The 12,226-nt window shown below is 65.7% G+C and carries 11 protein-coding genes; 5 read left to right on the top strand and 6 right to left on the bottom strand.

What is annotated here, in order from left to right; genetic code table 11:
- Positions 1-8 precede the first annotated feature (8 nt).
- The gene (locus QM712_RS17775) at positions 9-632 is read left to right on the top strand and encodes a GNAT family N-acetyltransferase (protein WP_415024424.1); all 624 of its coding nucleotides are present in this window, start codon (positions 9-11) and stop codon (positions 630-632) included.
- Positions 633-717: 85 nt separating this feature from the next.
- Here QM712_RS17775 and QM712_RS17770 read toward each other — a convergent pair whose 3' ends face one another.
- Positions 718-1,548, bottom strand: coding sequence for an enoyl-CoA hydratase (locus QM712_RS17770; RefSeq protein ID WP_415024423.1), 831 nt, complete (start codon positions 1,546-1,548; stop codon positions 718-720).
- Positions 1,549-1,776: 228 nt separating this feature from the next.
- On the bottom strand, positions 1,777-2,478 hold the full coding sequence (locus tag QM712_RS17765; RefSeq protein WP_415024422.1) for an SDR family NAD(P)-dependent oxidoreductase: 702 nt from the start codon (positions 2,476-2,478) through the stop codon (positions 1,777-1,779).
- 243 nt (positions 2,479-2,721) lie between these two features.
- On the opposite strand from QM712_RS17765, the gene QM712_RS17760 reads away from it, so the two are divergent.
- Entirely contained in the window at positions 2,722-4,506 is a 1,785-nt protein-coding gene (locus tag QM712_RS17760) for an acyl-CoA dehydrogenase family protein (RefSeq protein WP_415024421.1), read from the top strand.
- Positions 4,507-4,577: 71 nt separating this feature from the next.
- Entirely contained in the window at positions 4,578-5,666 is a 1,089-nt protein-coding gene (locus QM712_RS17755; RefSeq protein ID WP_415024420.1) for a Zn-dependent alcohol dehydrogenase, read from the top strand.
- Positions 5,667-5,917: 251 nt separating this feature from the next.
- Here the strand turns inward: QM712_RS17755 and QM712_RS17750 are convergent, their stop codons facing one another.
- From QM712_RS17750 to QM712_RS17735, 4 genes are all read right to left on the bottom strand, one after another.
- A complete protein-coding gene (locus QM712_RS17750; RefSeq protein ID WP_415024419.1) occupies positions 5,918-6,271 on the bottom strand; it encodes a nuclear transport factor 2 family protein in 354 nt (117 codons plus the stop codon).
- Between the two features lie 146 nt (positions 6,272-6,417).
- On the bottom strand, positions 6,418-7,890 hold the full coding sequence (locus QM712_RS17745) for an amidase (protein ID WP_415024495.1): 1,473 nt from the start codon (positions 7,888-7,890) through the stop codon (positions 6,418-6,420).
- Positions 7,891-8,017: 127 nt separating this feature from the next.
- The gene (mbfA, locus tag QM712_RS17740) at positions 8,018-8,989 is read right to left on the bottom strand and encodes an iron exporter MbfA (protein WP_415024418.1); all 972 of its coding nucleotides are present in this window, start codon (positions 8,987-8,989) and stop codon (positions 8,018-8,020) included.
- 67 nt (positions 8,990-9,056) lie between these two features.
- The gene (locus tag QM712_RS17735) at positions 9,057-10,205 is read right to left on the bottom strand and encodes an alpha/beta fold hydrolase (protein ID WP_415024417.1); all 1,149 of its coding nucleotides are present in this window, start codon (positions 10,203-10,205) and stop codon (positions 9,057-9,059) included.
- Positions 10,206-10,385: 180 nt separating this feature from the next.
- Between QM712_RS17735 and QM712_RS17730 the strand changes: the two genes are divergently transcribed.
- Complete coding sequence (locus QM712_RS17730; protein WP_415024416.1) at positions 10,386-11,771, top strand: tetratricopeptide repeat protein; 1,386 nt, start codon at positions 10,386-10,388, stop codon at positions 11,769-11,771.
- Positions 11,772-12,012: 241 nt separating this feature from the next.
- Positions 12,013-12,226 (top strand): acetyl-coenzyme A synthetase N-terminal domain-containing protein (locus QM712_RS17725; protein ID WP_415024415.1); only part of this gene is annotated, 214 nt, incomplete at its 3' end.

Raw genomic sequence — 12,226 nt, 5'->3', positions numbered from 1 at the left:
CACGTGTCATGAGCGCCCTTCGCCTGGAAGACCTGAAGCAATATTCGGATACGCTGCGCACCCGGCGGGGCGAGCCGGTCAAGCTCCGCTTCGTCGAGCCGCGCGACACTGAAGAGCTTCAGCACTATTTCCGATCGCTTTCGACCCGCTCCCGCTACAATCGCTTCTTCGGCGCGATCAGCGAATTGCCGACGGGCCTGCTGCACGATTTCCTCCGGGTCGGCGAACACGAGCGGTTCACGGTCGTCGCGACCATGACGGTCGATGGCTTCGAGACCATCGTCGCCGAAGCGCGCTACGCCTTCCATGAGGACCGCGCGGCATTCGAATTCGGTCTTTCGGTCGACGATCGCTGGCAGGGCCACGGCATCGGCAGCGCGCTGCTCAGGAATCTGGAATGCCGCGCGGCCGCGCTCGGTGCCGAGCGCATGTTCGGCGACACGCTGCGTTCCAACCAGACCATGATCTCGCTCGCGCGCAAATCCGGTTTCGTCTTCGCGAGCCATCCGGACGACTGGAAGCTGGTTCATTTCGACAAGGATGTTGCCGTCGCGCCGAAGGACATTCCTTGCGCGAGCTGGCGTCTCGCCGCGCTTTCCCGTCAGGCCAACAGCCCCTCAGCCTTGGCCTGACACCACTGCGAACCCGGCCCTGGTCGACCAGGGCCGGGTCTTTTTGCGTTCACCCAGCGACTTGTCGAGCCGGGGGTGGAGCGGACTACTTCCCTGTGTAGACCGGCTTGCGCTTGTCGATGAAGGCCTGCACGGCTTCCTTGTGATCGGCGGTCGTGGTCAGCCGGATCAGCCGCTCGGCCTCGTGGTCGCGGGCGGTCGCGAAGTCGAACAGCAGGGCCTCGTCGAGATTGTCCTTCATGTAACGCAGCGCCATGCGCGGGCCCTCTGCAAGCGACTTCGCCAGCGCGAACGCCTCGGACTGCAGCTTGTCGTCAGGCACGACGCGATTGACGAGACCGATCGCTTCGCAGCGCGCGGCGTCCACACGATCGCCGGTGAACAGGAGCTCGCGGGCCCGGGCCGTGCCGACCAGCCTCGTCAGCAGCCATGCGATGCCGTAATCGCCGCTCAGCGCGATGCGCGCATAGCCGGTGGCGACGAAAGCCGATTGCGCGGCGATGCGGATGTCGCAGGCCATGGCCAGTGCAAGTCCGGCGCCGACCGCCGGGCCGGGCAGGGCGGCGATGGTCGGCTTTCGAACCGACACCAGCGCACCGGTGAGCAGTCGTTGCCGCTCCTGCAGATCGGCCACCCTGTCCTCGATCGACATTTCCAGCTTCTTCGGATCGCGATGCGCGCCCATGCCTTTGACATTGCCGCCGGCGCAGAATGCCTGGCCCGCGCCGGTGATCAGCAGTGCGCCGACATTGGGGTCCTCGCCGCAGGTCCGGATCATCGTTCGCAGTGCCGGGGTCAGCGTGTCCGACAGCGAGTTGCGCGCCTCCGGCCGGTTCAGCGTGATCACCGCGACGCGATCACGAATGATGCAGAGGAGTTCGTTGGTGCCGGTATCGATGGTCGTTTCGGTGGTCATCTTTCCTCCCTGGCCGTGGTTGCGAGCGGAGCGAAGCAATTCCGGTTCTCTGTTCCTCATCCTGAGGAGCGCGGAACGCGCGTCTCGAAGGATGAAGATCCGGCTATTGGCCTCGCCCTTCGAGATGCGCGCCTGCGGGCGCGCTCCTCAGGGTGAGGATCTGGCATTCTAAATTGCTTCGCTCCGCCCGCAACGACACCTGTTATGACTTTGCCTCAAAACATCGTCTCAAAACTTCTCTACCCAGGGCCGCAGCTCGAGCTCCCAGCTCCAGGCGCTGCGCGGCTGCTGCAACACGTTCCAGTAGCTCTCGGCGATCGCGTCGGGATCGAGCATGGAATCCGGTTTGTCCGGGGCTTCCGTGCGCGCCGCGCTGCGGATGCCGCCGTCGATGACGAAATGCGCGACATGGATTCCCTGCGGCGACAATTCGCGCGCCATGCTCTGCGCGAGCCCGCGCAGCGCGAACTTGCCCATCGCGAAAGGCGCGGACTGCGCGTAGCCCTTCACGCTGGCGGAGGCTCCGGTGAACAGGATCGCGCCGTGCTTGTTCGGCAGCATGCGTCTTGCCGCCTGTTGCGCCACTAGGAAACCACCATAGGCGCTGACCGCGATGGCCTGCGCGACATCGGCAGGAACCAGATCGACGAACGGCCCGCGGCTCCGGCCGCTGGCATTGTAGACGACGAGGTCGGGCGCGCCGAGCTCGCGCTCGACGAGGCCGAACAGACGCTCCACCTCCTCCGGCTCGGTGGCGTTGCAGGCAAACGCCTTCGCGCCGGTCGCGGTGCAGAGCGCGCCGAGCTTCTCGACCTTCCGGGCGGCGAGCGCGACGCGAATGCCTTGAGCGGCGAACAGCCGTGCCAGCGAGGCGCTCAAGCCCTCACCGGCTCCGACGATGAGCGCGATCTTGTACTTCGGGTGGTCCATCTGTGGTCCCTCGAGGATCAGGAGCCGTTCATCTATGCACGGGCCGCGCGAACAACCAGCCGACGTTCGGAATCTGCGGATCACAATTCCGCAGAGCGGACGGCTCCCTGACGGCGTCATGCCTCCCTGACAATTTGCCGCTTTATCCGCTCCGACCTCTGGAGCATGATCCACGTCATCCCACGCGGCAAGCGGGAAAGCGGCCGTATGAGAATGCCGCGGGACGGAAACGAAGAGGTCGTCATGCATCAGCCCATCACGTCACAACAGGCAGGTGCGTTGGAAAAGCACTCCGGCCTGCTCGCGCCCGATACCAGCGGAATGAATTTCTACAGCGCCGATCCCGCGCTGACGGATCTGCTGCGCATCCATCTCCCGGACGCGCTGTTCCGTCACATCGAGCCGCATCTCGAACGATTGGGCGGACTTGCCGGCGGATATCTCGACGAATGCGCGCGGCTCGCCGACCGGCACACGCCCGTGCTGCACCAGCGCGACAAGTTCGGCCGTGACATGCAGTGGATCGAATACCACCCGGCCTATCGGGAGCTGGAGAAGGCCGCGTTCGGCGAGTTCGGCATCCACGCGCTTTCGCTGCGCAAGGGCATCATGGGTTGGCCGGACAAATATCCGGTCGTCGCAAAGCACGCCTTCACCTTCCTGTTCAACCAGACCGAATTCGGCATGGGCTGCCCGATCAACGTCACCGACGGCTGCGGCAAGCTGCTGGCGAATTTCGGCAGCGAGGCGCTGAAGGCGAAGTATCTCGACGGGCTGACGCAGACCGACATGAGCAGGCTGACGCAAGGCGGCCAGTTCATGACCGAAAAGGAAGGCGGCTCCGACGTCGGCACGCTCACCACGCGCGCGGTGCAGGTGGGCGATCATTGGCGCCTATACGGCGAGAAATGGTTCTGCTCGAATGCGGACGCGAAGGTCGTGATGCTGCTGGCGCGCCCCGAAGGTGCCGGTCCCGGCACACGCGGCGTCGGTCTGTTCCTGATGCCGCGCTTCCTCGACGACGGCTCGCAGAACCACTACCGGATCGTGCGGCTGAAGGACAAGCTCGGCACGCGTTCGATGGCGTCCGGGGAGATCAAGCTCGAAGGCGCGATCGCCTATGCCGTAGGCAAGCTCGACCGCGGCTTCGTGCAGATGGCCGAGATGGTGAACTCGTCGCGGCTCTCGAACGGCGTCAAATCCACCGCCCTGATGCGCCGGGCCTATCATGACGCGATGACGGTGGCGAAGAACCGTGTCGTGTTCGGCAATCGCATCATCGACCTGCCGCTCGGCCGGCGCCAGATGCTGAAGATCATGCTGCCGGTCGAACAGGCGCTGTCGATGAGTTTCCTCACCGCGGACGCGCTCGATCGCGCCGAAGCCGGCAGCCAGGATGCCGCGGCGCTGCTGCGCATCCTGACGCCGACCTTGAAATTCCGTGCGACGCGCGATGCCCGGAAGGTCTGCGGCGACGCGCTCGAGATGCGCGGCGGCATCGGCTATATCGAGGAATTCGCCACCGCGCGCCTGTTGCGTGACGCACACCTCGGCTCGATCTGGGAAGGCACCGGCAACATCGTCGCGATCGATGCGCTCAAGCGGGCGGTCGGCCGCCACGGCGCCGAATCCGCGCTGGCGGCCGATCTGCATGCGCGGCTCGGCGACAGCGCCTCGGTGCCGCAGGCCTGGCGCGATCATCTGCGTGGTCTCGTCGATCGCGCCGTCGGTTTCGCGCGCGAGGTCGCGGGCAAGGCAGACAACGAGGCCGATGCGCGCCGTGCCACGAGCCTGCTCTATCACGTGGCGAGCGCGGTCGCGCTGGCCTGGGAGGCGCATCGCATTCACGCGATGCGCGGCGATGCGCGCCGGCTGTTGCTGTCACGGCTGGTGATCGATCATCGCGTGTCGCCGCATGATCCATTCCGGCTGACAGAAAATCCCGCACAGCAGAAAATCGCGGCGCTGCTGCTCGGCGATCGCGCGGCCGGCATGAGCGAGGTTGGCGAACTGGTTCTGGCGGCGTAGGCTCTGCCGGCTCTCCCCGCGGGAGCGACGACGAACCGCGCCAACGAAACAACAACAAAGAGGAAACACCGATGAAGGCCGCCGTCCTCCATGAAGTCAACAAACCCCTGGTGATCGAGGATGTCAGCCTGCCGAAGCCGGGGCCGCGCGAAGTCCTGATCCGAACCTCGGTAGCCGGCCTCTGCCACTCCGACCTGCACTTCATGGAAGGTCTTTATCCGCATCCGCTGCCCGCCGTGCTCGGACACGAATCCGCCGGCGTGGTCGAGCAGGTCGGCTCCGACGTCACGTATGTGAAGCCGGGCGATCATGTCGTCACCTGTCTCTCCGTGTTCTGCGGCACCTGCGACAACTGCACCACGGGCCGCACCGTACTCTGCACCGACACGACGGTGAAGATGCTGCCCGGCGCCTCGAACCGGATGCAATGGTCGAAGCCCGAAAAGCTGCACCAGTTCCTCAATCTCTCGTCCTTCGCCGAGCAGATGCTGGTGCACGAGAATGCGATCGTGAAGATCCGCAAGGAGATGCCGCTCGATCTCGCCGCGTTGATCGGCTGCGGCGTCATCACCGGCTATGGCGCCGTCGTGAACACCGCCAAGGTGACGGCGGGCGAGACTGTGGCCGTGATCGGCTGCGGCGGCGTCGGCATGGCCGCGATCAACGGTGCGCAGATCGCAGGCGCCGGGCGCGTCATTGCCATCGACACCAATCCGGCAAAGCTCCAGCTCGCGACCAAGCTGGGCGCGACAGACATCATCAATCCCGCCGACGGCGACGTCGTGAAGCAGGTGCGCGACCTCACCAATGGCGGGGTGCATCATTCGTTCGAGGTGCTCGGCCGCAAGGAGACGGCGGAGCAGGCGTTCGGCATGCTCGCCTCGGGCGGCACCGCCACCATCGTCGGCATGATCCCGTTCGGCCAGAAGATCGAGCTGCACGGCTTCGACTTCCTGCGCGAGCGCAAGATCCAGGGCTCCTCGATGGGCTCCAACCATTTCCGTGTCGACATGCCGCGCCTTGTCGATTTCTACCTGCGCGGCCGGCTGCATCTGGAGGATTGGATCTCGGCCAAGCTGAAGCTGTCGGAGATCAACGAAGGCTTCGCCAACATGAAGGCCGGCAAGACGCTGCGCAGCGTGATCGTGTTCGACAGCTGATCGATCGGCGTTTGCCGGGCTCACTCCAAAACAAGTGTCATCGCCCGGCTTGACCGGGCGATCCGGGTTTCCAAGACGGTTCTCGCCGAATAGAGGGGCTGCTGCGTATTGGATGCCCGCCTTCGCGGGGCACGACAGCGGCGAGCGTGGACGCAGTCCGTAGCCCGGATGGAGCGCAGCGCAATCGTGGACGCGGTTCTCGGGACCGTCCCCGGATTCAGCTTCGCCTCATCCACGCTACCGGGATCGTTTCACCGCGACACGTGCGCCGACAGCGCCAGCCACTTGCCGTCCGTCTTCGCCCAGCAATCGGTGTAGCGGCCGGTCGCCTGCTGGCCGTCGGCGGTGGTGTAGCTGGTGGCGGCGTGGATGATCGCGAAGTCGCCCATGATCCGGATGCGTACGTCGTGCGCCTGCAGATTGCGGATCGCGATCGGCCGCGCCGTCTGCTCCAGGAAAGCGGCACGGTCGACCAGGGTCTTGGCGGGATTGGAGCAGTAGAACTCTCCCGCCAGGATCTCGTCGAAACGCCTGACGTCGCAATTCTGCACCGAGGCGACATAGTCGCGGTTGAGTGCGGTGAGCTGTTCCAGGTCCTGGCCCATGGTGTGTCCTCTCCCATGTTGTCCCTCATGGTGAGGAGGCGCGGAAGCGCCTCCGGGACGATGCTTCGGATCGCCTGGAGAACCATGAAGGCCATGATCTCTCATCCTTCGAGACGCGCGCTTTGCGCGCTCCCCAGGATGAGGCTTCAATCGTCGAACATTTTCGGCGGCACGAATCCGCCGAATTCGCGCTCGATCAACTCGGCAAGCTTGAGCGGTGTGCGGTCCTCCAGCCACGGGCCGACGATCTGGACGCCGATCGGAAGTCCGTCCGGCGCGAAGCCGGTCGGGATCGCGGTGGAGGGCAGGCCGGGCAGCGTGGCGATGCCGGGCCAGGCGAGTTGGTCCGGATAGGCGTACTCCTTGCCGTCGATCTTGATGCGGCGCTTTTCCTGGTCTTCGGAATGGTCGTGCGGATAGGCCGGCGTCGGCATGATCGGGCAGATCACCGCGTCGTAAGTCTTGAACAGCTCGCGCCATTGCGCCCGCAGCCGCGTGCGCCCGGCGTTCGCCGCCACCCAATCGCGATGGCTCAGTGCGACGCCACGCAGTCTCTCCGCAGCAAGGCTGTTGTCGCTCTCGGGCAGCGCAGCCGCGGCCGCCTTGGCCCCGGCATAGACATCGGGCGCAAAGCTCGCGGCGAGAAACGATATCAGCATCCGCATGTAGAGCCGCGATGAGGCCGCGAAATCCGGCAGCAGCGGACTGCTCCGTTCGATCCTGACGCCGGCCTTGGCGAGGTTGTCGGCGAGTGTGTTGATGGTTCCGCGCACGGCCGTATCGGTCGGCAACAGCGGATCGGTGTCGATCACCAGCACGCGGAAATCCCTGAACGCGCTATGGCGCGCCGCGGGAAGTTCGAGCTTGTAGGCGATGCCTGCCTCGATCGGATCGGGGCCGGCCATGACGTCGAGCAGCAGCGAGAGATCGGCCGCGCTGCGCGCCATCGGTCCGATCACCGAAAGGTCGCGCTCGAACGGCAGAGGCGGTGCCGGCGGTGCCACGTGCCCGCGCATGGCGAGGAGGTTGAAGGTCGGCTTGTGAGCATAGATTCCGCAATGGAAGGCCGGCACGCGCAGTGAGCCGCCGATGTCCGAGCCGATCGACAGCGGCCCATAGCCCGCGGCAAGCGCCGCAGAAGAGCCGCCGGACGAGCCGCCCGGCGTGCGGCCGAGATCGTAGGGGTTGTTGGTGGTGCCGTAGACGTCGTTGTAGCTCTGCCAGTCGGCGAGCGCGAGCGGCACGTTGGTCTTGCCGAGCACGACGGTGCCGGCGTCCTTGACCCGTGTGACCGGCAGTGAGTCTTCCTTGGCAACGAAGTCTTTCTGCGCGGGAATGCCCCAGGTGGTCGGCAGGCCGGCGACGTTGTAGGATTCCTTCACCGTCATCGGCAGGCCGAGCAGCGGCTTGCGCTCGCCACGCGCCAATGCGGCGTCCGCCTCGCGCGCCGCGCCGAGCGCACGGTCGAAGTCCCTGACGCAGATTGCGTTGATCTTGGCGTCGTGCCGCTCGATGCGATCGATCGCATCCCGCGTGAGCTCGACCGCGGACACTTTCCTTGCGGTCAACGCGGCGGACAGTTCGACCGCGCTCTTGAAACTCCATTCCGATTTGGCCACACGCATCTCCTGCTTCCTTTGCCCGCGGATGATGCGCAGTTTGCGCCAAGGCCGCAACCGCCGTTTGATCGCGGTTGCCATGCCGGCGCGTCGTTGATGGGCGCGGGCCGAACGAAGCTCCTTGTCGCTACGCCGCTCCGATCAATATGCCCACCGCAAGCACGATGGCGCCGCCGAGCACGATCTGGAATACGGCCTGGAGAAAGGGTGTGTCCATGTAGCGCGAACGGATGAAGGCGATCGCCCACAATTCGAAGAACACGACGATTCCAGCGATCGCGGTCGCGATCCAGAACGCGTTGGCCCAGGTGTCGGGCACGAGATAGGGCGCGGTGTGACCGAGGCCGCCCAGCGTCGTCATCGCCCCACAGGTGAGACCGCGCAGCCATGGCGAACCGCGCCCGCTCAGTGAGCCGTCGTCGGACAGCGCTTCCGCAAAGCCCATGCTGATGCCCGCTCCGATCGAGGCGGCCAGGCCGACTAGGAAGGTCTGCCAGTTCTGGTGGGTGGCGAAGGCGGCCGCGAACAGCGGCGCCAGCGTCGAGACCGATCCATCCATCAGGCCGGCGAGGCCCGGCTGCACATATTGCAGCACGAACATGCGCCGCCGCGTGCGGTCCTCTTCGGCGCGCACGTCCGGTTTCAGGATCTCGTCGGTGAGCGCGACCGCGCGGTTCTCGTGGTGCTTCTCTTCCTCGGCGAGATCACCGAGCAGCCGGCGCACGCCGACATCCTCGGCCTGCTCGGCAGCCCGGGCGTAGAACCGCTCGGCCTCGAGCTCCATGGTCTCGACCTCTTTCCGGATCGTGTCGAGCGGCAGGTTCTTGGTCAGCCAGATCGGACGCCGCCGGAGGAAGCCCTTGACGTCCTCGCGGCGGATCGGCGGCAGATGCGGGCCGAAACGCTCCTCGTAGAGCTCGAGCAGCCGGTGGCGGTGGCCGCGCTCCTCCTCGGCCATCTCCTCGAAGATCTTGGCGGTGTCCGGGTAGCGGCCCCTGAGATCCTCGGCGAAGGCCATGTAGATGCGGCTGTCCTCCTCCTCGGAGGAGATCGCGACCGCAAGCACCTCGCGCTCGGTCAGATCGGCAAAACTCTTCACGGCGGCCCCGACTCATTAGTTTAGAATTATTCTAAACTATATAGGAGGCCAGGGTTCCCGGGTCAATTCAGCCGGTGTGGGCCTTGGTGAGAAAATCGAGCAGCAACCGGCTCACTTCGGCCGGCTGCTCCTGCTGCACCCAATGTCCGGCGCCATCGATCAGATGGCAGCCGAGCATCTTGGTGCATGCGGTCGTCCGCATCGCCTCGACGACGCCCGGTCGCTGGTAGGTGCCCCAGTCCTGCTTGCCGGCCAAGAAGCAAGAGGGCACGTCGATGGTGCGGCCGGCGAACAGTTGCAACTCATTGTCGAAAGCACCCGAGGTGCCGCAGCGATACCATTGCAGTCCGCCCTGGAATCCGGTGCGGCCGTATTCGGCGCTGTAATACGCAAGCTCGCTGTCCGGCAGCCAGCGATTGGCGGCGATGACGGCGGATGAGGGCATTTCCATGGCAACCGTCTCGGCCATCGTCTCGCCGGCATCCATTACGTAGTAGGTCGGCAGCTTCGCCAACTCGCCCGCTGACCATGATTTGAGCGGATAGGGCTTGTTGTCCGTCCAGTCCGCGCTCTTGTGATGGTAGTAGGCGCGCAGGAAATCATGCACGCCCTGCGGCGCGTGCTGCATGTCGGCATTCGCGGGACGTGTCGAGTAATACCATTGATAATGCTTGCGCGGGCGGGCGAGCGCCGCGAGTTCGCGATGCACGGGGTCCTCGCGGGGGGACTTCGGCGCTGTGTCGGCGGTGTCGAACGGCAGCGGCGGCGGCCCGCCGAACGGCGCGCTCATCATCACCACGGTGCGGAACACGTCGGGCCGTATCAATGCGCACCACGCCGCGACCGGGCTGCCGAAATCGTGCCCGACCAGATCGACCTGCTTGTAACCGAACGCCGACACCAGCCCGAGCGCGTCGCGGACCAGGTTGAACAGCCGGAACGGCGCGAGATCTCCGTCGTAGTCGGCGCTCCAGCCCGTGGTCCGGCCATAGCCGCGCTGGTCCGGCGCGATCACGTGATAGCCGGCGGCGGCGAGTGCCGGCATCACCTTGCGCCAGGAGAAGGCGAGCTCGGGGAAGCCGTGCAGCAGTAGGATGCAGCGCCGGCCCCGGGTTTCGAACCCGGCCTCCAGCACGTGCATGCGCAGGCCGTTGATGCCGTCGACGTAACGCGAGCGGATGCCGGCGGGGAGGGGGATATCGGGAAGATCGGCCATATTCGTTTCCTCGTGATGACCGGCGAAAGCGCGTGTCTTTCCGACAGCCCGGTCATTCCTGTTCTTGCTCGCCGCCGGATTGTAGGAGCGTGGATGCCCGGGACAAGCCCGGCCGCGATTGAACCCGTTTCCGGGCCGCCGCGACAATGGTGAGAACCTGACGTCACGGAGTCCTTCGCCATGTGCGGCTCCCAAGCTTCCGCGCATATTCTGTCGCTTGTCCGGATCGCGCTGCGGAGTTCGGTCTTCGGCGCGACGATCAGCCTTGTCCTCGCCATGCCGGCCTCCGCCGCCGTCGACTGCGTGCTCGGCAGCAAAGCCGATCCGGCCGAGCTGATCTCGGCGTGCAACACCATCATCGACCAGCCGGCCAATCCCAATTCCAACCGCGCCGCGGCCCTCGTGGCGCGCGCCGATGCCAATGCGCGAACATCCGGCGGCCTGTCGCAGGCGCTCCGCGACATCGACCGTGCCATCGCGCTGGACGGCAGATATGCGAAGGCCTATCGCCTGCGCGGCGACCTCCTGCGCGAAGCCGGCGGCGATCTCAACCGTGCCGCTGCGGATCTGAGCAAGGCCATCGAGCTCGATCCGCAGGATGCCGAGGCCTTCGCGCTGCGTGGCGTCGTCTACACCAATCAGCGTCGGCTCGACCGCGCGATCGCCGATTACGACCAGGCGATCAAGCTGAAGCCCGATGACGCCCAGGCCTGGTCCGATCGCGGCGTGACCTTCTATCTCGGCGGCGACAATGAAAAGGCGATCCGGGACTTCGACGAGGCGCTGCGGCTCGATCCGGACCGGCCGCGCACCTACACCAATCGCGGCGCGGCCTACAAGAAGCTCGGCCAGCTCGACAAATCGGTCGCCGACGACAGCGAGGCGATCAGGCGCGACCCGAAAGTGCCGGAATATTACGACAATCGCGGCCTCTCGCTGTCTGCGATGGGCGAGTACGACAGGGCGATTGCGGATTATGACCAGGCGCTGCGGCTGGCGCCGCGGCCGAACTTCCTGACCAACCGCGGCGATTCCCACCAGCTCAAGGGCGAACTCGGAGCCGCGCTGAGCGACTACGACGCCGCGCTGAAGCTCGATCCGAATTTCGCGCAGGCCTACAACAACCGCGCCGTGCTCTACAAGAAGATGGGCGAGCGCAGGAAGGCGCTGACCGACTACGAGACCGCGCTGCGGCTCGACCCCGGCAACGACAATGCCGCCGCGGGCCGCCGCACCATGCTCGCGGAGATCGCGAAGTTCGGCGGGGAGCCGTTGCCTCCGCTGAATGCGGTCTCCGGCAACGGTCCGTCGTTCGATTGCGCGACCGCGACGCGCGAGGTGGAGAAGGTGATCTGCGCCGATCCGCAGCTGGGCGTGCTCGACCGCCAGATCGCCGAGACCTACGAACGCGTGCTCAAATCCGCGAACAAGCGCTCGGCCAGCGATCTGCGCAAGACCCAGCGCGATTTCCTCGCCACCCGCAATGCCAGTTTCGGCCGGCCCGGCTACGATCTGCGGAAAGTCATGCAGGATCGGCTGCAGCGGCTGAACGCAATGGCGAGCTGAGCGGCGCGGGGTATCCGCGTGCTTCCTTCCGCCTGCGGGGCGGCCAGCGCTCCATGCGCACCAGCGGCACGGTGGCTGCGGCGTGCCTTTCTCCAAAAGGCGCATCCTTTTCAGCTTGAACCGCGGCCCGTTCCCGGGAAAATAGTCTCAAACAACGCCGGCACTTGATCCCTGTCATGGCGGAACGCCTGTTCCGCCCTCAGGTCGAGGAACAGGCGACGAGAGGGAATGGAGCGCGGCCATGAACGTCCAGGGAAATGTCCAGGGAAAGAGCAGCTATCACGAGATCCACGCGCGCTCGCTTGCCGATCCCGAGGGCTTTTGGGCCGAGGCGGCCAGGGAGATCGACTGGATCGAGCCGCCGAAAAAAGTGTTCGATGCCGCGCAGGGCGTCTACGGCCGCTGGTTCACCGGTGGCGTCGTCAACACCTGCTACAACGCGCTCGATCGCCATG

It is taken from the genome of Bradyrhizobium sp., assembly GCF_047605465.1.
Taxonomy (GTDB): Bacteria; Pseudomonadota; Alphaproteobacteria; order Rhizobiales; family Xanthobacteraceae; genus Bradyrhizobium.
Note: the sequence above shows the minus strand (reverse complement) of the source record. Positions and strands in the feature narration are given on the sequence as shown.

Coding starts and splice junctions, on each gene's coding strand:
- QM712_RS17760 (WP_415024421.1), top strand. CDS start 2,722: ATGCATCAGCCCATCACGTCACAACAGGCAGGTGCGTTGGAAAAGCAC.
- QM712_RS17755 (WP_415024420.1), top strand. CDS start 4,578: ATGAAGGCCGCCGTCCTCCATGAAGTCAACAAACCCCTGGTGATCGAG.
- QM712_RS17765 (WP_415024422.1), bottom strand. CDS start 2,478: ATGGACCACCCGAAGTACAAGATCGCGCTCATCGTCGGAGCCGGTGAG.
- QM712_RS17730 (WP_415024416.1), top strand. CDS start 10,386: ATGTGCGGCTCCCAAGCTTCCGCGCATATTCTGTCGCTTGTCCGGATC.
- QM712_RS17770 (WP_415024423.1), bottom strand. CDS start 1,548: ATGACCACCGAAACGACCATCGATACCGGCACCAACGAACTCCTCTGC.
- QM712_RS17735 (WP_415024417.1), bottom strand. CDS start 10,205: ATGGCCGATCTTCCCGATATCCCCCTCCCCGCCGGCATCCGCTCGCGT.
- QM712_RS17775 (WP_415024424.1), top strand. CDS start 9: ATGAGCGCCCTTCGCCTGGAAGACCTGAAGCAATATTCGGATACGCTG.
- QM712_RS17750 (WP_415024419.1), bottom strand. CDS start 6,271: ATGGGCCAGGACCTGGAACAGCTCACCGCACTCAACCGCGACTATGTC.